Below are 20,566 nucleotides of genomic sequence, written 5' to 3'. Positions count from 1 at the left end.
GGTTAGTTTAAATTGGAGAGTATCCTCTCCAATTTAATATTTCAAAGTTAGATTTAGTAAATTACTGCTTTTGAAAAATCATACTATGATTTTAGTAGACTTCTCGTTATTAGATTTCATTTGCTTTTTATTCAATAAAAAACTTTTAGTTGCTCATTTCCTTAAAAATGGATAATTTTACGACATTAGAAACTTCTAAAGACGCAAATTGTCGTTGAAGCACATACTTACACTTGTATAGGCTGATCCTGCGACTTAGCATAAGAACTTAGATTTAGAAATATTTAAAACGCATTTACTTAGGATTAAAGGTTGTTATGACAAGCCTTGCGCATCAAGCAACAGAGAATCGTTCTGTAGCAGAATTTACCGAACAAGCTTATCTCAACTATGCCATGTACGTGATCATGGATCGTGCATTGCCCCATATTAGTGATGGTCTAAAACCCGTACAACGCCGTATCGTCTATGCAATGAGCGAGTTGGGTTTAAAACCAAGTGGCAAACCCAAAAAATCTGCACGTACGGTCGGTGATGTGTTGGGTAAATACCATCCGCATGGTGATTTAGCCTGTTATGAAGCAATGGTGTTGATGGCGCAACCTTTCAGTTATCGCTACCCATTTATTGAAGGGCAAGGCAACTGGGGTTCACCTGATGATCCTAAGTCATTTGCGGCAATGCGTTATACCGAAGCAAAATTATCAGCATATAGTGATTTACTACTTTCAGAATTGGGTCAAGGTACCTGCGACTGGCAAGATAACTTTGATGGTACGATGAAAGAACCTGTGAGTTTACCTGCGCGTGTACCGAATATTCTATTAAACGGAACAACGGGTATCGCTGTCGGGATGGCAACGGATATTCCACCACACAATTTACGTGAAGTGGTCAAAGGTACGATTGCTTTAATCCGTAAACCTGATCTGAGTGATGAGAAGGTTGCAGAATACATTCCAGGACCAGATCTACCAACCAAAGCTGAAATTATTACTTCAAAAGAAGAACTATTAAAAATTCAAATTTCGGGTCGTGGAAGCTATCGTACTCGTGCAGTTTATACGATTGAAAAAAATGAAATCGTGATCACGGAACTACCGTATCAAGTTTCAGGTTCAAAAGTCATTTCGCAAATTGCAGATCAGATGCAAGCCAAGAAATTGCCTTTGGTTAGTGATTTACGTGATGAATCAGATCATCAAAACCCAACTCGTTTAGTCATTGTACTGCGTTCAAATCGTATCGATGCCGATGCAGTGATGAGTCATTTATTTGCAACGACTGATCTAGAGTCTAGCTATCGTGTCAATATGAACATGATTGGTGCGGATGGTCGTCCACAAGTGAAATCAATTCGCAGAATATTATTAGAATGGATCGAGATTCGTAAACATACTGTCACACGTCGCCTGCAATATCATTTAAATAAAATTGAAAAACGTCTGCACATTCTTGGTGGTTTAATCATTGCCTATCTGAACATTGATGAAGTGATTCGCATCATTCGTGAAGAAGATCAGCCTAAACCTGTGTTGATGTCGCGTTTTAATATTGATGAAATTCAAGCAGAAGCCATTTTAGAACTGAAGTTACGTCATTTGGCAAAACTTGAAGAAATGGAAATGCGCCGTGAACAAGAAGAACTGGAAGCGAGAGCAGCGGTGATTCGTGAGCAATTGGCAAATCCTGAATCTTTAAAGTCTTTAATTATTGAAGAGCTTAAAGATGATGCGAAAAAATTTGGTGATGATCGTAAATCCCCAATTGTTTTACGTGAAGAAGCGCATGCAATCAGTGAGCAAGATCTCGTTCCTGCCGAATCGGTCACTGTGGTTTTATCTGAAGCAGGTTGGATTCGTTCTGCCAAAGGTCATGATATTGATGCCGAGAATTTAAATTTCCGTGCAGGTGATCAGTACCTCAGTTCAGCGCAAGGTAAATCCAATCAGAAAGTCTACATCTTGGATGAAACTGGGCGAAGTTATGCCTTGGCGATTAATAGTTTACCTTCAGCACGTGGCTTAGGTGAACCGTTGAGTTCAAAACTTGCTCCTGCCAATGGTGTGAGTTTTATACAAGTCCTTGTGGAAGATGAGGAAAAAGAAATTATTGCTGTGAGTACCAAAGGTTATGGTTTTAAATCTCAAGCAAAACAACTGGATACCAATGCGAAGGCGGGCAAAGCATTCCTGACTGTCGCGGATGATGCTAAAGCGATGCCAATTGAAGTGATTGAAAATCATACGCATTTGGCTATACTCAGTTCAGGGGGCCGGTTACTTTTAATTGATTTGTCAGAATTGCCAACACTCAATAAAGGGAAAGGTAATAAGTTGATACAACTTGAGGCTGATGAACAGATTCAGTTTATGCTAACTTTGAATTTAGATGAAATAATTCAAGTGCTTGCAGGACAGCAACAATTAAAACTAAAAGGTGATGATTTACAGAAATATATCGGTAAGCGTGCATCGAAAGGTCAACTCTTACCACGTGGCTATCAAAAAGCAAATAAACTGTTGATTCAAAGATAAAACTAGCATCCATTGATCAAAATACGTTATATATGCAATGTATTCGGAATGATGGATGCAATATTGAACACAAACAAGCTAAAAAATTATGTTCGATATAGAGAAAAACAGTTCAAAACTAAGGATTACTGATTGGAGATTAAGGCATTATGGAAAAGATTTGGTTCGCTGAATACCAAAAGACTGGGATTCCAGAGACAGTAGAATTGCCACAGGAAAATACCTCTCTTATTGATATTTTTGAGCGTAATTTCCAAAAATTTGGTTCACGAGATGCCTTTATCTTCATGGATAAAGTGATGTCATTCAGTGAGCTTGAACTTGCAAGCCGTAAATTTGCAACATATTTGCAAAGTTTAGGTTTGGCTAAAGGTTCACGTGTTGCTGTGATGATGCCGAACGTTCTTCAATACCCTGTGGTTGCTTTGGCAGTGTTCCGTGCTGGTTTGGTATTGGTGAATGTCAATCCACTATATACCGCACGTGAATTAGAACATCAGCTCAATGACTCAGGTGCAGAAGCATTAGTGATCGTTGAAAACTTTGCGACTGTTTACCAAGCAATTTTAGGTAAAACACCTGTGAAGCATGTCGTTGTTGCTTCAGTTGGGGATATGCTCGGTACGTTAAAAGGGACACTGGTTAACTTTGTGTTGCGTAAAGTACGTAAACAAATTCCAGATTGGAATATTCCAGGTCACGTCAAATTTAATACTGCTTTAGCGAAAGTAAGTCCAAGTAATTATAAACGCCCAAGTATGACGTTGAGCGATACTGCTGTATTACAATATACTGGTGGTACTACAGGTGTATCGAAAGGCGCTGAACTGACTCACCGTAATTTAGTGGCGAACTTGTTGCAATGTGATGGTATTTTCCAAAGTAAATTTGGTGCGGGAGATGGTGCGAAAGATGACCGTATCTTCTGTGCTTTACCGCTATATCATATTTTTGCATTCATGGTTTGTGCTATGTACGGCATGTACAAAGGTCAAGCGAATATCTTGATTCCGAACCCACGTGATTTACCTGCCGTGATTAAGGAATTACGTAAGTATCAACCAGGTTTCTTCCCTGCGGTAAATACGTTATTCAATGCTTTAGTACATAACGAAGAATTCCGTCAGCTAGATTTCAGTAAATTGAAAATGGCAATGGGTGGTGGTATGGCTGTATTGCCATCAACTGCGGAAGAATGGAAAAAAGTCACAGGAACGATCATTATCGAAGGTTATGGTCTTTCTGAAACTTCACCAGTGGCAACAGCAAACCCACCTGCAACAACTGAGTTCAGTGGCACGATCGGTGTTCCACTTCCATTAACAGATGTGGCGATTTTGGATGATGATGGTAATCACTTGGCTCAAGGTGAGCAGGGTGAAATTTCGATCCGTGGTCCTCAAGTGATGAAAGGCTATTGGAACCGTCCTGATGAAACTGCCAAAGTGATGACTGCGGATGGTTATTTCCGTACTGGTGACATTGGTGTAATGGACACACGCGGTTATTTCAAAATCGTAGATCGTAAAAAAGACATGATTTTGGTATCTGGTTTCAACGTTTATCCTTCTGAAATTGAAGAAGTGATTGCGAAACATCCTAAAGTGCTTGAAGTTGCTGCGATTGGTGTACCTGATGAGAAGTCGGGTGAGGTACCTAAGTTATTCGTGGTGAAAAAAGATCCATCTTTAACAACAGAAGAAGTGCTTGAGTACGCGAAAGAAAACTTAACAGGCTATAAACGTCCTCGTTATGTTGAGTTTATGGATGAATTACCGAAATCAAACGTGGGTAAAATCCTACGTAAAGATTTACGTAAGTAATTTATAAATAAAAATAAAGCACCCACAATGGGTGCTTTATTTTGTGTGGTTCAAATGTATTAATGATCAATACGCAATGAACATTAAATTTAAATTTAGTATGATGATTAAAGAATTTGATTGTTCTTAGAGCGGATAAACCAACCATCAATATATGGGCGACTGATACCAACAATACCTGTAAAGGTCAGCATGGTACCCATTTGACGTCCAAGTGCAGACGGCTGAATGGTTCCATAACTCAAATAAATATCAACTAGACAATAAATCGCAATGATCGCTAGCCATAAATATAAATTCATACGTTTAATGCCAACAGCAAGAAAAGCCACAACTAAAACGATGAGCGTGCCTACGGTCGATTGCCAGTTGTAATTGGCACAAATCACACACAGTAGAAAAGCCAAAATCGGCAATACAATCTTCAATATACGGTCAATCTCAGCCTGTTGTTGACGTTGTTTTTCTAAAACCTCAAACAACTCTTTTTGATCTTGTTGCACGATATTGTCCTCACTACACAATTTTGCAAATCTCTGTCTGGAACAAAAAATTATTTTGTTCATGCCATGCTATGATAACCGCATTGATACTTCATGAGAAAAAAATCATGTCTGGGATAGATGGCATCATATATTTAATTTTAATTGCTTGCTTACTTCCTTATGTTTTTATGGCGATTGCCAAACTATCTGGTGGCTTTAAAATTGCAGATAATCAAAATCCGCGTGAGTTTTTAGCCAAAACCACAGGCTTGGCAGCACGTGCCAATGCAGTACAACAGAACAGTTTTGAAAGTCTGCCTTTATTTATCGCCGCAATTCTCATGGCAGAATATATGGTGGTCTCACAATATCTCATCATGATGTTGGGGATGGCATATATTATTTTACGGATTATTTACGGGATTTGTTATCTTGCCAATTTGGCGACATTACGTTCGATTATTTGGACTTTGTCGATGGCATGCCCGATTATTTTATTGTTAATGATTGTTCGGATGATGTAAGTCTGCTACAGATTAACGCAATTCATTATCAGTTGACTGCATTTAGCGTTATAATCGGCACGATTTTAAATAAGACCTCACTTGAAAGAGTATCCTATGAGCTATAGCAATATCCCTGCTGGTAAAGATGCCCCAAATGACATCTATGTAATTATCGAAATTCCTGCAAATGCAGCACCGATTAAGTATGAAATTGATAAAGATTCTGATGCATTATTTGTAGACCGTTTTATGGGTACAGCAATGTTCTACCCTGCAAACTATGGCTATGTTCCAAATACATTATCTTTAGATGGCGATCCGTTAGATGTATTGGTTGTAACGCCACATCCAGTTGAGCCAGGTTCAGTGATTCGTTGCCGCCCAGTGGGTAAATTGAACATGGAAGATGATGGTGGTGTTGATGCGAAATTGATCGCAGTTCCACATGATAAATTAACACCAATTTATAAAGATGTTCAAGAATATACAGATCTTCCAGAATTATTGATCAAACAAGTTGAACACTTCTTTGCTCACTATAAAGATCTTGAAGCTGGCAAATGGGTTAAACTCAGCGGTTGGGAAGGTTCTGAAGTTGCAAAACAAGAAGTTCTTGACTCAATCGAAGCTTATAAAGCGGCAAATAAATAATTCCATATCAGAATTTGAGTGAGGGTTTTGAACCTTAACTCAATAAAAAAACCTGCATCAGTTGATGCAGGTTTTTTTATGCTAAATATTCAGTTGTGAATTAGAAGAATTTCACAGGAATATCAAGGAATAAACGCCATTCGTTAGTGTCACCAATGTAGGCATTCGATTGGTATGCATCGCTAGCACGGTAGTGTGAATAACGAACGCGTAAACTCGCATCTTTGGCAAAACCACTTTGCATGGTGTATTTCACTTGGTTAAAGAATTCACGTTCTTTTGCATTGGTTTCAGCGCCTGTATGGATATTCCAACCATAGACATAAGCACTTGTCCAATTCAGGCCTGGTACGCCATAGGCACTTGCATCAAGATTGTATTGGAGTTGAGCCGATTTTTCACGGTTTCCAATAAAATCAGACATATAAGAGTTTGGAAGGTAAATACTTTGGAAACCATCAGCATTTTGACCGTAGTCATAACCTGTATTACCAGTGTTTTGTTGATAAGCCAACATCACAGAATGAGGGCCTTGGTTATAAGTTCCTGATAGTGCCCAGATGTTATTTTTACGACCTTCGACATCTGAATTTCCGATAGAAGATGAGTAAGTTGCAGCATCTTTATCCCATTCAGTGTGATAACCACTGAAATCAAAAGTTAAAGAACTTTTGTTTGCAAGCGGGAGTTTATAGTTGGCGTTGATATAATGACGTTCTAACGCATTTTTAGAATCTAAACCATAATATGATGCGCTAAGTTGGTCATCAAATTTGTATTTAGCCCCCCAAACGATTGCACGATCAAGCCCATTGCCATTTGCATCTGCATCTGTAGAAATTTGATCCGACATTTGGTCTTTGGTAAATTTACCAGCGACTAATGATAAATTTTTTATTTCATTGCTAGTAACTAAAGTCCCTTCGAAATATTCAGGAACCATACGACCTGTATTACTTGCAAGTACAGGAAGATCTAGAACTTGGGTACCATAACGTACAGTGGTATTTGAAAAACGTGCTTTGACGTTTGCACCACCACGTGCCCAGTGATCATAAGCATCGCCTTGATCATCAATAGGGATCATTTGGTTACCGGCATGTTTATTCTTTCCAATTTTGAAAGAACCATCACCCACAACACCTGCACCAAAACCAACAACACCTTGGGTGAAACCAGAGTCTATGTTCACAATTGCAGATTGTGCCCATGAACTGGTGTCATTGGTATTTCCATGTTTTTTATCGCGATTGACGTAACCGTTACGGAATAAAACTGATCCCTCAGCATCTTCTACAAAACCTTTTGCTTCACTTTGTTCGCTAGCAAATGTAGGTGAAATAATTGCAGCATTGATAAGTACTGCTAATGTTAATTTTGTTGCTTTAAGCATTTTTTGCCTCGTAAGCGAGAGATTTTGGCATTGCCTGATAAATTCAGCGCAATTTGTGTATGAATTGTATATTTATTCGATAAAAAGGGCATCATTTTGGTTAAAAATATTTCAGTTTTGTCATAAATATTCTTGAATATTTAATTGTTTGTTTATCAGAAAAAATGCTTAATAAGCCACTGGGTTATATAAAAATGAGCAATATCAAATATATCTCAGAAATTGTGAATTAAATGATTTATTTTTTACCCAACATTCAAAAAATCGGTAAAATTGCGCTTTCTTATTCTCCTGCTATTTCGATATCATGAACTCAATTATTTCTCCACTGTTTTGGGCTGTGCCTTTATGTATAGCTTCAGCTGCGGTATGTGCTGAAGAATCAAACATTTCCGTTGCAAATGGTCTTGTATCAGGAAATATTGGGCTCGTTTCAAAATATGTCTACCGTGGTGGTGTCGAGAATGATGATATTGCCGTACAGGGTGGATTGGACTATGCACATAAAAGTGGTGTGAGTGTAGGTTATTGGGGATCGACTTTGGATTATGATGCGACAGATGAGCGTCGTGATCATGGTTTTGAACATGATTTCTATCTAGCTTATGCTCAACAAATCAATTCAGACTGGAGCTATAAAGTTCAAACAACAGCTTATGTGTATCAAAATGGTGGCTCTATTTACGGTGAGGGCAATGAGCATCGTCGTACCACAGCATTTGATGTATTGGCAGAACTTGCATATAAAGATGTGAGTCTTGATGCCTCGGTGTTATTGGCAGATGCTTCTTTTGGTAATGCTGGGGATGTATATTTAAGCGCAAGTTATAGTCATGCATTGCCTCAAGATTTTATCTTGAATGCATCTATTGGTGGTTCTGCTTATAACAGTAGTCGTGATGATAGTCTGATTCAAACCACTCAGGACTTTGCCTTTAACGAAGCGCGTATTGGTGTGAGTAAAGCGATTGCGGATACAGGTGTGACAGCATCATTTGATTATGTGATCGGTGGCGAAGATCGTTTAGGTCAGGATTTTGATGACAATGCTGTATTGGGCTTAAATTATAGCTTTTAATTAAACTGAGCTTTCTAAGCAAATTTTTATAAAGTGCATATTTAAACGATATGCACTTTTTTTAAGCATTTTTTAAGATGCTTTATTTTTATGAGCAAAAACAGCACATATTGTTTCTAATTATTATCCAAACCACGCTTTTATAAAGTTAATGATCTTTTTACGCAGTTATACATTCTTGTGATAGCAAATTTATGCATTGGTTTTCCATACTATTTTGAGTGAAAAGTAGACCCAAAGTAGGACACCATGAATCAACTTAGCCTCGTGTTGAAAGAGATTGATGCTATTCAACAGTTAAACAATGAAAATCGAAAATCAAAATTTAAAACATTAAATATCAGTAAATTAAGTCTTTCATATCAGTTAACTAAGAGGTGTTTTCTCATATTTGGCATGGCAATTGCTAAATGCATAGGGAGTTCATCAATTTTTAGCATAACAAATAAACATCGTATGATGGGGGAGCACTCAAGATGAAATTCTCAACTAAAGCACTGGCATTGGCAGTTTTATCGTCTACAGCAACAATGGCGATGGCGGAAGATACTGCACTTTCAAAATTAGGTGTAAGTTTTTCAGGCAGTGCAGCCGTCACCAGTGACTACCGTTTCCGTGGGATTACACAAACTCAAAATGATCCAGCTGTACAAGCAGGTTTTACGTTGTCGCATAGTTCGGGTGTATATGGTGGTTTGTGGGGTTCAAATGTTAATTTTGGGACTCCAGATCCACACTTAGAGATTGATCCTTTCATTGGTTATTCAACCACTTTAGATGGTTTTGCAAGCAAACCCGTCTTAGATGTAGGTGTTTGGTATTATAACTATCCGAGTGCAAGTGATCTAAATTGGGCAGAATTATACGGAAAATTAACCTTTAAAAATGCGCTTACTGAGGGTGATAGTATTCTCACCAATATCAACTATACCAATGATTATGCAGGTGTTAAGGCTGATAGTTGGAATATAAATGTTGGTTATTCAGTGCCTTTTGGGGCGACAGGTTTTGGTGGCGTTGCCAATGTCGGTTATACCACTGTAGATGAAGATAAATATAGCTTCAATGGGGATGACAATTATGTGGATTGGAAAGTTGGTGTGATTTATACACTGAAATCAATTCCAACTGTGACAGCAGAATTGGCAGCAATAGGAACAAATACAGAGACAGATGGTTTAAGTCATGCTCAAAAACGTGCTGTAGAAACTGGCGCTGTATTTACCTTAACCAAAGCTTTCTAAGACTGATAAAAATGAAGAAGGTGACGATAGTCACCTTTTTTATGTTTAAAACTTAGAAAAGAATTATTCGGTTGCCTCAAAAGCGGCATGATATTTCACTTCGCCCTGTGGAACAGGTTGCTTAAATGCTAAAACTTGAAAATATTCAGCAGGAACATTCGCCAGTGTTAAGTTTTCATGCGGTTTAAAACCGAATTTTGCATAATAATGAGGATCACCCAATAGTACACAGCCCGCAGCATCAAGTTGTTGAAGTTGCAGTATTACTTGTTTCATTAACGCTGTACCCACACCGCGTTGCTGATATTCTGGTGCAACCGAAATTGGACCTAAACCATACCAACCTTGCGCACCAGAAGATATTTCAACAGGGGAAATTGCGACATGCCCGATGATTTCATGGTTGAGTTCCGCCACCAGTGAAATCGTCAATTTCCGTGCATTTCTTAATGCATTGACAATAAATTGTTCAGTGTGACTACTGTGTTCTGCATGTTCAAATGCAGACTGAGTGAGTTTGAAAATAGGTTCAATATCTTCAACAGTTTCATTACGTAATATTAAATCTTGCAACATTTTAATAGAGCTTCTCGGTTAAGACTGTAGCGGGTTTCTGTAGGACAAAGCTTCTGTTAAATGCGCGCTTTGTATGTCATCACTTTGTGCTAAATCTGCAATGGTTCTGGCAACTCTTAATACACGATGATAAGCACGTGCAGACAGATTAAGTCGTTGTTGTGCCATTTCAATCATTTTTCTAGAGGCTTCATCCAGCACTACAAATTTTTCTAAATCTTTGGGCGATAAGCTGTGATTTAAACTGCCTTGGCGTTGAATTTGAAAGTCAAAAGCTTGAATCACCCGTTCTCGAACGGTGGCAGAGTTTTCAACAGGGGTATGATCTTGTAATTCCTGTGCTTTTAGTGGTGGTACATCAATGTGTAAATCAATCCGATCAAGCAACGGTCCTGAAATTCGCCCTTGATAACGTTTTATTACTTCGGCAGAACATTGGCAACGGCTATCTTGATTAAAGGCATAACCACAAGGGCAGGGGTTCATCGCAGCAATCAATTGAAAATTGGCAGGAAAGGTAATCTGACGTGAGGCTCTAGAAATCACAATTTCTTTGGATTCTAAAGGTTGTCTTAAAACCTCTAAAACTTTTTTGTCAAACTCAGGCAATTCGTCCAAAAATAAAACGCCTAAATGCGCTAAAGTAATTTCACCAGGTTTAGGATTTGAGCCACTGTCATTTACAATAATAGAAGCTAGTGGCATTATATAAATTCAGCTAGTTGCATGTCGTTTTGTACAGAAATAAAAGCTAGTTTTTACAATAATAAGGGCTAGTAGATTACAAAACTACAATAATAGGGGCTAGTAGATTACTCTTGAGGTCTGATATGAAAAGAATAAGTGATGAATATAGTCCCGTTAGAAAAGCCCAAACCGTTTACGGAAGTATTTCGGGGAATTACTCTTTTAGGGGAGAAAAAACGATTTGGTTTGAATCCACTTTGGAGCGTGATTTTCTTTTTAAGCAAGAATATAACAGTAATGTTATTGATGTGGTTGAACAGCCTATTTCTATTCCTTATATAACTGAATTAGGAAATGAATCGGTATATACCCCTGATTATTTGGTGCAATTTTCAAGTGCAATTTATAATGATATTGATTTCTTTCCTGCACCATTATTGATTGAAATTAAGCCTAGAAAAAAATTAAAGGAAGATTGGAATACCCTTAGACCAAAATTTAGGGCAGCTTATGCTTTAGCTTCTGAAAAGGCATGGAAATTCAAAATTATTGATGAGTCTCGTTTGTATGATCAATATTGGGAAAATATCAATTTTTTAAAAAGATTCAGACGTTCTCATGTTGATGAGGTAGATCAGAGAGTATTAATTGAAACTTTATTAAAACTAGGCTTTTCAACAGTTAATCAATTGCCTGCTTATATTTTTAAAGATGAAAAAAATGTATTAAAGGCTATTCGCCAAATATGGGTTTTAATTTCAAAAAATATACTTGCTTGCGATCTATATAACCCTTTTACTACTGAAACTGTTATTTGGGTAAATGATGGCTCTAAAGCACAAGGAGTTATTTAAATGATACAGGATGATTCAGTAAAGATTGATAGAAAACGCCTAGTTATTAAACCAAATGCAATTGTTGGTTATAAAGGTGATAAATATAAAATTATCAATATTTTAAATGCAAAAGATGTCGTGATTGCAAATTTGGAATCTGCTCGAAGTTTACAAGTGAGCATAAGGGAATTATCTGTTTTAAGTGAAGATAATTCTAAGCTTAACCAAGGTGAGGATATTTCTGCTGAGTCATGGCAAATCGCTTTAGATCATTATGAAATTATTAGGGAACTCATTGACTATTCCACAGTTGAGGCGGTTAAGAAGACTGCAAGTGAACATAATCTTCATGTAAATACTATTTGGAAATGGCTTAAAGCTTACCGAGAAAACAAGTCTATCTTAGCTTTAGTCCCAAAAAAACGTGGTTGGACAACAGAAAAAACAAGGTTGTCGCCTGAATTAAATCATATTATTCAACAAGCGATCCATACTAAGTATTTAACAAGTTTAAAGCCAAGTGTTGCCAAAACAATTTTGGAAGTGAAGCTTGAGTGCTTCAAAAGAAAAATTGAACCACCTCATGACAATACGATTCGCTATAGAATTGAAGCCCTTAATGGCTATGAAGTGACTAAGGCAAGATACGGAAAAAAGGCTGCTAAAGATAAGTATGAAGCATCAGCAGGGACTTTTCCGAATGCAGACTATCCTTTGGCGTATGTGCAGATTGATCACACTCCTTTAGATATAGAAATCGTTGATGAACAATACCGTGAAACAATAGGCAAGGCATATTTGACATTAGCAATTGATGTTTTTAGTAGAATGATTGTTGGTTATTACCTTTCTTTAGAAGCTCCAAGTGCAACATCGGTAGCAATGTGTATTTCATCAGCCATTATTTCAAAGAAAAGAAAACTGCTTGAGTTAGATGTGGATGGTGAGTGGGATATCGAAGGTATTATGGATTCAGTCCATTCTGATAATGGTTCTGATTTTAGAACAAACCATCTGCATAAAGCATGTCTAAAGTACGATATTAATTGGGAGTATCGACCTATTGGTGGTGCAAAATATGGTGGGCATATTGAGCGTTTACTTGGAATCGTAAATCTTGAAATGCATGTTTTAGATGGAACGACTAAATCTAATATTTTTGAAAAAGGAACTTATGATTCCGCTAAGAATGCTTGTTTAACACTTCGTGAATTAGAACATTACATCGTCTATTGGATTGTAAATGTTTATCATAAAAGCAAGCATTCAATACTTGAAATTCCGCCACAACAAATGTGGGAAGAGGGTATTTGGGGAACAAAATTTAAAGTTGGTACTGGTTTAAAAGAAAGGGTTGCGGATGAAGCAACACTATTTTTGGATTTCGCCCCTGAATTTGAATCAACCATTCAAAGAACGGGCGTAAAAAAAGATAAACTTTTTTATTTTGCTGATTGTTTAAGACCTTGGATCAATGCGATTGATCCAACTGACGATGAGAAAAAGCGTAAAAGAAAGTTTATTTTTAAAAGAGATCCTCGTGATATTTCAATGATTTGGTTTTATGAACCGAATACAAATACATATTTTAAAGTACCTACAGCCAAACGTGAAATTCCATCAATCGGATTGCATGAATATAGACAAGTCCAAGCATATCTTAAGAGTGAGCGATTAGATACAGTTGATCAAGATGCTATTTACAGAGCAATTATTTATCTCCGTGAAAAAGTAGATCAAGCCGTGACTTTAACTAAAAAGCAACGCCGAATGAATCAAAGAAAAAAAGAGAATGGTAAGATAGTTGCTGCACTACACCATGAAAATAAAAATAATTCAGTTATCTATACAAATGTAGATGCTCCAAAGTCACAAAATAGTTTATGGGATCAAAATTTAACTGCTTTTGACGATTTGAGGTAAGACCATGAAACAATATGATTACCTTGCTGAGCATGTCCTTGACACTATGATTCTTAGTGATGCTGAAAGAATTAATATTCTTTATGAGGATCGGTGGATTGGTTATCAGAAAGCAATTGCAGTTTTGAATACACTGACTGATATTTTGAAACGACCTAGAAAATTAAGACCAGAATGTCTTTTAATTGTTGGTGATTCAAATATGGGAAAAACTAAGATTATTCATGAGTTTGCAAAAGAATACTATACTAAGAGAGTTGATGATATGGACATGCAGCTTATGTCATTGACTAAACCAGTCATTCCTATTCAAGCCCCTGCTAGGGCAAATGTAAAAGATTTATATATTAATATCTTAGATCATTTTTTTGTCCCTTTTCGTGTCACTGATCCTGAAAGCAAATTAAGGTATCAAGCAACCCATCTACTGCGTAAATATGAAACCAAAATGTTAATTATTGATGAGTTGCATAATTGTTTAAGTGGGAGTGCTAGGCAACGGCAAGAAGTGATGAATACACTTAAAACGCTAAGCAATGAACTTAGTATGAATATCATTGGTGTTGGTACTCGTGATGCATCTCTTATTCTTCATACGGATACTCAGTATGCCAGTCGCTTTGAAATTATAGATTTGCCTTTATGGAAATTGGATGCGGATTTTTTAAGACTTCTTTTAAGTTATGTTCGCTTACTTCCCCTAAAAAAATTATCAAACTTGGCATCACAAGAAATTGCGACCTTACTCTATGAAATTTCAGGTGGTAATTTTGGTGATTTAAATCGTTTATTGGTGGAATGTGCAAAAGAAGCAATATTGACTGGTAAAGAAGAAATTACCCTCGAAATTGTTAAAAAATTCAAGTGGCTTAAACCAACAGAGGGTGCTCGTAATATTCGCACTATTCAGCTTAATTCTATTTAGTATTATTGAGGGTGTAATATGCCTAATTATGCTCAAAATTGGTTTATACATACCCCCATTGAACAAGGTGAAGTATTATCATCATGGCTCATTCGTTCAGCCTTAGACATGGGATGTTCCCCTTTAACACTTATAGAAGCATTGTGGGGTAGATGGAGAGCATTAACGATTGATCTTGATCGAGGTATGACGGAAGATCGGCTTGAATTATTATTTGTACATTCTTTTGATGATAAACAAAAAATTTTGAAAACAATGCTAACTAATGTGGCTCCCTATCTAGTTAAGAGTTCAAATAGTGGATGGGTTTTAAGTTTAGGTCAGCGTAGTAGATCAAATTTTTCAGGTCGGCAGGTGTGTACTCAATGTTTTGAAAGTGATGGTAGATCAGCTTATTTACGGTTAATGTGGCGAATGGGGTGGCATTGTTGTTGTGAAAAACATCAAATAAATTTAATTGATCATTGTCCGAATTGCGGTGTAGTCATTCAGCCATTTAAAATAGATTTAGAGCATGGATCATTAGCAGTATGTTTCTCATGCCATTTTAATTTGACTTTATATCAGCCACAACCTAGCAATATTCAAATTTTAGATTTTCAAAAAAATGCAGATAACGTTTTAAAACAAGGCTCAGGTTTATATAATAATCAAAATATTTCAGCTACCGAATGGTTTGCGATTGCTCGTGCATGGATAAGTGAAATCAGATTACTTGTAGATACAGATAATATTCAACTTATTGAAATGTTTAAGAGCTTTGGTATAAATTTAAATACCATAACTCCTTTCACACCAATTGCTTTCGAATATTTAAATACAAACGAACGTATAATTTTGCTTTCCATCTTGAATGAAATTATGAAAATCCCATGTGAGTTGATTATTGACCGCTCTTATGAGTACGGGATTAGTAGTGCAAATTTTTGGGATAAGCGTAAAAAACTACCGATTCAACTTCAACAAATGAAATCAGCAATGATCAAGCCTATAAGAGTATATGCTTTACAACGTGTGAGTTCTCATAATGGAAAACCAAAAGCAAAAAAAACCGTGCAACGTAAGTGGCTTAATTTGTTAAGAAAATCAAGAAAGAAACGGAGTCATAAGCTTGGCGGAGATTAATATTGAGCAGTTATGTAATGGGTGTGAAAAATCAGTTACCCAACTAAAAAAAAGATATAAAGGGAAAAAATATTGCTCAACTTGTTATGCTCGAATTTTTAAAAAATGTCTTTGCCCAAAATGTGGGTTATCTGCTCGATTACCTAAAAATGATGATCAAGCGATCTGTAATGAATGTATTAAAAAACAACCTTGTATAAGATGCAATCAAGTTAACAGACCGATAGGAACGCTTACAGAGTATGGGGTCGTTTGTAATAGTTGTTCTGTTTATTTTAGAGAGGTTGAACGATGTGAGCGATGCAATGTTCAATCGCAAAAATTAACGAAAATATCACGCTTTAATGATGACCTCAGAGTTTGTCCGAAATGTTCAACAAGGGATTATGAAACATGTCCTTCATGTCATAAATATCGCTTGTTAGAGTTAGATGAAAAAGGAAATAAAGTTTGTAAAAAATGTATAACTCAACCGAATAAACCTTGTATTGAATGTAAAACGATGATCTCAGCAGGATGCGGTGATCTATGTGATGATTGCTACTGGATTAAAAATCTATGGTCAAAGTTCCATCAAAATATTTATTTGTTCGAGTCATCTTTTTTAAAAAAACAATATGAAAACTACGTGCTTTGGTTGGTCGATTTAGTTGGAGCACATCAAGCAGCTTTGTATTTGAATAAACATACTCATTTTTTTATTAAAACAGAAATGTTATGGGAGAGTAATATTCCTGATGCAGACCAATTATTGTTGACTTTACGGACGAGTGGACTTAGAAAGTTTGAATTAGTAACACAGTGGCTCGATCAAATGCATGGGGTAAAAATCTCAACTATAAATAAAAATGAATGTTCTGAGATAGATCAAGCCAATAAGTTGATTGATCAGTTACCGCAGCCCTCATTGGCTTTTGATGTTGTATTTGCTTATAAGCAAAAGCTCGATGAAAAAATGCATCAAGGAAAAACATCTGCTCGATCTGTAAGGCTTGCAATGAAGCCTGCTGTTGCATTGATGTTATCTATTCAGGATAAGCAATTACTGCCAGATTTGGCAAAAGTAAAAGCTTATTTAAATGAGTATTCAGGTCAGGCTGCTGCATTAACAGGGTTTATTAATTTCTTAAACGATCAATATGATACGGATATTGATTATATTTCCTTAAAGCATTCTAACTTCATAAAAGAAGCAAGTAAGCGGAAATTGGAAAAAGAATTGATCTCGATGCTCAGCCCAAATACTGATTTCAATGTCATGGTATGGGTGAAAAATGGCTTACAACTATTCCATGAGATGAGTTATCAGGATTCATTGAAGATCAAGTTGGAAATGATCGTTGAAATAAAAGATGGCTATAATGTTTTGTACAATAACCAAAATTATTGGTTGCCTAAGAACATTGATCCATCTTTTAAAAAGTAAGTCTAAAGTTTCAATACTTCGATATATAATTTAGTTTAATATTTTGATAATTCATTAATTAAGAGAAAAAAATGGGCTTAAAGGATTTGCTTGGTCTGAAAGAAAGTGATGAAAAAAAACTACGTGAAGGATTAGCACAACTTAGGGCTTTAAATGATCATTTATCATCCATGTATTCTTTGAGGTCTGACTTAAGAGATTTAACAGATAATCGGCATACTGTTAGTTCACTTTTACAAGGTGAATTAGATAAGATTAAAGCTCACCAACAAAGTTTAATTAATAAAACGAATGAGTTATCTCAACTAAAAGCCAAATTAGATGAGTCTCTAATTGCTATTGAAAAAATTCAATCTGTTTTAGCTAATGATGAAAATGGTAGTTCTATTTATTCTCGTATATTAGAAGTAACCAATGAAGATAATCTAGATATTTTGGAAGTTGAGTCCGAAAAAATTCACACAGCTTATAGTCAATTATTTGATCGAAATGGTGAGGATACTTCTAAAGTTGATCGAGTAAATTATGTAATTGATAAAATTTTAGATCAATATGACAAATTGTTTGATGAACTAAATGATAATGGTGAAACGAAAGTTAAAGAATACGAAAGAAAAATTAATGAGTTAGTTGCATACTATGACGATTTATTTATTTCTGATGATCCTGATAATAAAAGTAAAAATGAGCAGATAAATTTTCAGTTATCGAGAGTCCAAAATTTTTATGACAAAATTTATGGTAATGAAGAAAAAAACATTACTGCATTAAGTGAAGATTTGGATAAAAGGTTAGAAAATTTAAAAAATGTTGAGGAGCGAGCAAAATCAGTTATTGGATTATCAAGTGAAGCAGGGCTTGCAGGTGGTTTTGTTGTAAAAGGACAAGAAGCCAAAAAAGGACAATTCATCAGTATTATTGTATTTGTATTAGTTGTATTAGCAATTTTTGGATTTAATTTTTATTTGTTTGATAAATCAGATTTTTTGAATATGAAGTGGGATACATTCTTATTCAAATTATTGATCAACGCACCTTTGATTTGGATTGCAACAATTGCGAATATAAATTTAAATCGTTTTTCTAAATTAGAGCAAGAATATTCTCATAAAGAAGCATTGGCTAAATCTTATGAACGGTACAAAACAGAAATTCAAGAGCTTGAAAAGTTAGGAGTTACTGGTTCAGAGGAGCTTAAATTAAAACTTTTAGAAATCAATCTTGAAGCATTTAAAGTTAACCCTGCGGAACATTCTGATAAAGCTAAGCCTGATTTCTCTATATGGGATTTGATTCAGAAGAAAAAAGATGAGAAACCTAGTGAGTAATTGAAGCTCAGGTACATTTTTCTCAATGTATTGGGTAAGCAGAAGTAGAATTCAGTTATTCTGAAATTTACAATTCAAACTGTTAAACTATTTACTTACCAAGATTTTATCCGAATAACTTGTATGTATCAGAACTTACAACATAGCTTTGAAAATAGCGTAATTCTCGTTGTAGAAGATGATTATGATATTGGTGACATTCTTGAAAAATACATAAAAAATGAAAACATGAAGGTCATCCGTGCATTGGATGGACAACAAGCTTTAGAGTGCTTAAAAGCCAACTCTATAGACCTGATTCTCCTTGATATTAAATTACCCAAACTAAATGGCTGGGAAATTCTACAAATCATCCGTCAAACAAGTCATTTACCTGTCATTATGCTGACTGCCTTAGATGATCAAGTGAATAAGATCATGGGGCTAAAAATGGGTGCTGATGATTTTATTATTAAACCATTTAACCCAAATGAAGTGATTGCGCGAATACAAGCCGTACTTAGACGAAGTACAAGCCAAAATACGGAAATAACTAATATTATTCGTTATAAAAATATTGAAATTAATCCAGATCATCATCAAGTTTACATTTCAAATGGTCAAAGAAATCAGCTGCTCAACCTTACGTTAACTGAGTATAAGATACTGGTTTTGATGGCAAAAACACCAAATAAAGTCTTTACACGCAATGAATTGATCCAAAACTGTATGCCTGAAAGTGATGCTTTAGATCGCACTGTAGATAGCCATATCAGCAAATTACGCAAAAAACTTGAAGAAAATTATGTAAATGGTTTATTAATCAATGTCCGTGGCGTGGGGTATCGCTTAGATCAAAATCATGAAATTTAACTTTTTTAAAAATTCAGTTGGAATTAACTTCCAGTTTATTATCATGATGAGCCTACTCAATTTAGGCATTACGCTGTTATCTTTCATGATTGGCTATTTTGTTTATAGCTGGGCGATAAAAATAGGTTTTCTAAATACGCAAGTTATTAATTCAAATGAATTTTCAGTTACCTATGTTGACTTTATCTGGCTGTTTTTAGTGCTATTAACAGGCTTTTTTCTTTCTACTATCCTCGCCTTTAAATATGGAAAACGCTATACACAGCCAATTAGTGATTTAGCAGATGTTATTCAACAAATTCAACAAGGTAATTTAGCACTCAGAATTAAACAGCCACATCATGATATTCCACATGAAATCAAGTCCCTTATTGAGAACTTCAATGAAATGGCAAACCAACTTGAAGTATCAGTTAAGAATTCAACTGTTTGGAATGCTGCAATTGCACATGAATTACGAACACCTGTGACAATATTACAAGGTCGCTTGCAAGGTATTGTCGATGGTATATTTATTGCCGATCAAGCTTTACACCTAAGCTTATTGAACCAAGTCGAAGGCTTATCTTACCTTGTGGAAGATTTACGGACACTGACACTTATTGAAAATAAACAATTACGTTTAGAACTAGAAAAGACCAATTTAAAAGATAGTATTGAAAAATGTCTGCAGATGTTTAATGAACGGTTTCAGGTTAAAGGTTTAACTATTATTTTAAATTTGACGGATAAATTGGTTTGCGTTGATATAAGAAGGATGGAACAAGTCTTTATTGCATTATTTTCTAATTTTCTAAGATATTCGAATGCTGGACAAATCAATATTACAACGATGGCCACAGCAGAACATTGGCTATTAATGTTTGAAGATGAAGGTCCTGGTATTGATGAATCGCATCTTGCACATCTGTTCAAGCCATTCTATCGTCTGGAAGACTCTAGATCACGTCTAGATGGCGGTACTGGATTAGGCTTGGCAGTGATTGATGCAATTATTGAAGCACACCAAGGTCATATTTATTATTCTAAATCCAAAAACTTAGGTGGCAGCTGTTTTACTATTCAACTAAATCGTATAAATCGTAAGACATCAACTCATTTATAATGTGTTAAGTTCAGATCAATACGGCTTCATTTAAACCATAAATTTAAGATAAATTGATGTCTGAAC

Annotated in this window: 17 protein-coding genes and 1 pseudogene; 14 read left to right on the top strand and 4 right to left on the bottom strand. The window is 35.8% G+C overall.

Annotation, left to right across the window (positions count from 1 at the left end; translation table 11 throughout):
* Positions 1–317 precede the first annotated feature (317 nt).
* Positions 318–2,537, top strand: a complete 2,220-nt coding sequence (parC, locus tag EXE09_RS01435; RefSeq protein ID WP_130116080.1) for a DNA topoisomerase IV subunit A — start codon at positions 318–320, stop codon at positions 2,535–2,537.
* A gap of 149 nt (positions 2,538–2,686) precedes the next feature.
* Positions 2,687–4,360: a long-chain-fatty-acid--CoA ligase gene (locus EXE09_RS01430; protein WP_068974989.1), complete on the top strand. Its 1,674-nt coding sequence runs from the start codon at positions 2,687–2,689 to the stop codon at positions 4,358–4,360.
* A gap of 107 nt (positions 4,361–4,467) precedes the next feature.
* Here the strand turns inward: EXE09_RS01430 and EXE09_RS01425 are convergent, their stop codons facing one another.
* Entirely contained in the window at positions 4,468–4,866 is a 399-nt protein-coding gene (locus tag EXE09_RS01425) for a hypothetical protein (RefSeq protein ID WP_068975115.1), read from the bottom strand.
* Positions 4,867–4,970: 104 nt separating this feature from the next.
* Here EXE09_RS01425 and EXE09_RS01420 point away from each other — a divergent pair, with 104 nt between their 5' ends.
* Both EXE09_RS01420 and ppa read left to right on the top strand, forming a co-directional pair.
* Positions 4,971–5,369, top strand: a complete 399-nt coding sequence (locus EXE09_RS01420) for an MAPEG family protein (protein ID WP_068974990.1) — start codon at positions 4,971–4,973, stop codon at positions 5,367–5,369.
* Positions 5,370–5,465: 96 nt separating this feature from the next.
* Complete coding sequence (gene ppa / locus EXE09_RS01415; RefSeq protein ID WP_068974991.1) at positions 5,466–6,002, top strand: inorganic diphosphatase; 537 nt, start codon at positions 5,466–5,468, stop codon at positions 6,000–6,002.
* A gap of 100 nt (positions 6,003–6,102) precedes the next feature.
* Here ppa and EXE09_RS01410 read toward each other — a convergent pair whose 3' ends face one another.
* Positions 6,103–7,395 (bottom strand): OprD family outer membrane porin, encoded by a 1,293-nt coding sequence (locus tag EXE09_RS01410; RefSeq protein ID WP_130116079.1) that lies wholly within the window; start codon positions 7,393–7,395, stop codon positions 6,103–6,105.
* Between the two features lie 307 nt (positions 7,396–7,702).
* Here EXE09_RS01410 and EXE09_RS01405 point away from each other — a divergent pair, with 307 nt between their 5' ends.
* Together EXE09_RS01405 and EXE09_RS01395 are read left to right on the top strand one after the other, a co-directional pair.
* A complete protein-coding gene (locus tag EXE09_RS01405) occupies positions 7,703–8,473 on the top strand; it encodes a TorF family putative porin (protein WP_068974992.1) in 771 nt (256 codons plus the stop codon).
* Positions 8,474–8,949: 476 nt separating this feature from the next.
* A complete protein-coding gene (locus tag EXE09_RS01395) occupies positions 8,950–9,717 on the top strand; it encodes a TorF family putative porin (protein ID WP_130116078.1) in 768 nt (255 codons plus the stop codon).
* A 63-nt stretch (positions 9,718–9,780) separates the two neighbouring features.
* Here EXE09_RS01395 and EXE09_RS01390 read toward each other — a convergent pair whose 3' ends face one another.
* Together EXE09_RS01390 and EXE09_RS01385 are read right to left on the bottom strand one after the other, a co-directional pair.
* The gene (locus EXE09_RS01390) at positions 9,781–10,293 is read right to left on the bottom strand and encodes a GNAT family N-acetyltransferase (RefSeq protein ID WP_416332360.1); all 513 of its coding nucleotides are present in this window, start codon (positions 10,291–10,293) and stop codon (positions 9,781–9,783) included.
* A gap of 18 nt (positions 10,294–10,311) precedes the next feature.
* Positions 10,312–10,965 (bottom strand): annotated as a pseudogene (locus EXE09_RS01385) (ATP-binding protein); the annotation flags it as partial.
* 158 nt (positions 10,966–11,123) lie between these two features.
* On the opposite strand from EXE09_RS01385, the gene EXE09_RS01380 reads away from it, so the two are divergent.
* The 8 genes from EXE09_RS01380 (at position 11,124) to adeS (ending at position 20,500) form a co-directional block, all read left to right on the top strand.
* Complete coding sequence (locus EXE09_RS01380) at positions 11,124–11,834, top strand: TnsA endonuclease N-terminal domain-containing protein (RefSeq protein ID WP_038346575.1); 711 nt, start codon at positions 11,124–11,126, stop codon at positions 11,832–11,834.
* A complete protein-coding gene (locus tag EXE09_RS01375; protein WP_120368140.1) occupies positions 11,835–13,739 on the top strand; it encodes a Mu transposase C-terminal domain-containing protein in 1,905 nt (634 codons plus the stop codon).
* A 4-nt stretch (positions 13,740–13,743) separates the two neighbouring features.
* Complete coding sequence (locus tag EXE09_RS01370; RefSeq protein ID WP_020752720.1) at positions 13,744–14,664, top strand: TniB family NTP-binding protein; 921 nt, start codon at positions 13,744–13,746, stop codon at positions 14,662–14,664.
* An 18-nt stretch (positions 14,665–14,682) separates the two neighbouring features.
* Positions 14,683–15,789, top strand: a complete 1,107-nt coding sequence (locus tag EXE09_RS01365; RefSeq protein ID WP_020752721.1) for a TniQ family protein — start codon at positions 14,683–14,685, stop codon at positions 15,787–15,789.
* Positions 15,776–17,215: a hypothetical protein gene (locus EXE09_RS01360; protein WP_020752722.1), complete on the top strand. Its 1,440-nt coding sequence runs from the start codon at positions 15,776–15,778 to the stop codon at positions 17,213–17,215. The genes EXE09_RS01365 and EXE09_RS01360 overlap by 14 nt, the downstream gene beginning before the upstream one ends.
* Positions 17,216–17,286: 71 nt before the next feature.
* Entirely contained in the window at positions 17,287–18,543 is a 1,257-nt protein-coding gene (locus EXE09_RS01355; protein WP_020752723.1) for a hypothetical protein, read from the top strand.
* Between the two features lie 123 nt (positions 18,544–18,666).
* Complete coding sequence (gene adeR / locus EXE09_RS01350; RefSeq protein ID WP_020752724.1) at positions 18,667–19,395, top strand: efflux system response regulator transcription factor AdeR; 729 nt, start codon at positions 18,667–18,669, stop codon at positions 19,393–19,395.
* Positions 19,385–20,500 (top strand): two-component sensor histidine kinase AdeS, encoded by a 1,116-nt coding sequence (adeS, locus tag EXE09_RS01345; RefSeq protein WP_107008550.1) that lies wholly within the window; start codon positions 19,385–19,387, stop codon positions 20,498–20,500. Before adeR ends, adeS begins: the two co-directional genes overlap by 11 nt.
* Positions 20,501–20,566: the final 66 nt, after the last annotated feature.

Origin of the sequence: Acinetobacter sp. WCHAc060025, assembly GCF_004209355.1 — a bacterium.
Taxonomy (GTDB): domain Bacteria; phylum Pseudomonadota; class Gammaproteobacteria; order Pseudomonadales; family Moraxellaceae; genus Acinetobacter; species Acinetobacter wuhouensis.
Note: the sequence above shows the minus strand (reverse complement) of the source record. Positions and strands in the feature narration are given on the sequence as shown.

Coding starts and splice junctions, on each gene's coding strand:
- parC (WP_130116080.1), top strand. CDS start 318: ATGACAAGCCTTGCGCATCAAGCAACAGAGAATCGTTCTGTAGCAGAA.
- EXE09_RS01430 (WP_068974989.1), top strand. CDS start 2,687: ATGGAAAAGATTTGGTTCGCTGAATACCAAAAGACTGGGATTCCAGAG.
- EXE09_RS01420 (WP_068974990.1), top strand. CDS start 4,971: ATGTCTGGGATAGATGGCATCATATATTTAATTTTAATTGCTTGCTTA.
- ppa (WP_068974991.1), top strand. CDS start 5,466: ATGAGCTATAGCAATATCCCTGCTGGTAAAGATGCCCCAAATGACATC.
- EXE09_RS01410 (WP_130116079.1), bottom strand. CDS start 7,395: ATGCTTAAAGCAACAAAATTAACATTAGCAGTACTTATCAATGCTGCA.
- EXE09_RS01405 (WP_068974992.1), top strand. CDS start 7,703: ATGAACTCAATTATTTCTCCACTGTTTTGGGCTGTGCCTTTATGTATA.
- EXE09_RS01395 (WP_130116078.1), top strand. CDS start 8,950: ATGAAATTCTCAACTAAAGCACTGGCATTGGCAGTTTTATCGTCTACA.
- EXE09_RS01390 (WP_416332360.1), bottom strand. CDS start 10,293: ATGTTGCAAGATTTAATATTACGTAATGAAACTGTTGAAGATATTGAA.
- EXE09_RS01380 (WP_038346575.1), top strand. CDS start 11,124: ATGAAAAGAATAAGTGATGAATATAGTCCCGTTAGAAAAGCCCAAACC.
- EXE09_RS01375 (WP_120368140.1), top strand. CDS start 11,835: ATGATACAGGATGATTCAGTAAAGATTGATAGAAAACGCCTAGTTATT.
- EXE09_RS01370 (WP_020752720.1), top strand. CDS start 13,744: ATGAAACAATATGATTACCTTGCTGAGCATGTCCTTGACACTATGATT.
- EXE09_RS01365 (WP_020752721.1), top strand. CDS start 14,683: ATGCCTAATTATGCTCAAAATTGGTTTATACATACCCCCATTGAACAA.
- EXE09_RS01355 (WP_020752723.1), top strand. CDS start 17,287: ATGGGCTTAAAGGATTTGCTTGGTCTGAAAGAAAGTGATGAAAAAAAA.
- adeR (WP_020752724.1), top strand. CDS start 18,667: ATGTATCAGAACTTACAACATAGCTTTGAAAATAGCGTAATTCTCGTT.
- adeS (WP_107008550.1), top strand. CDS start 19,385: ATGAAATTTAACTTTTTTAAAAATTCAGTTGGAATTAACTTCCAGTTT.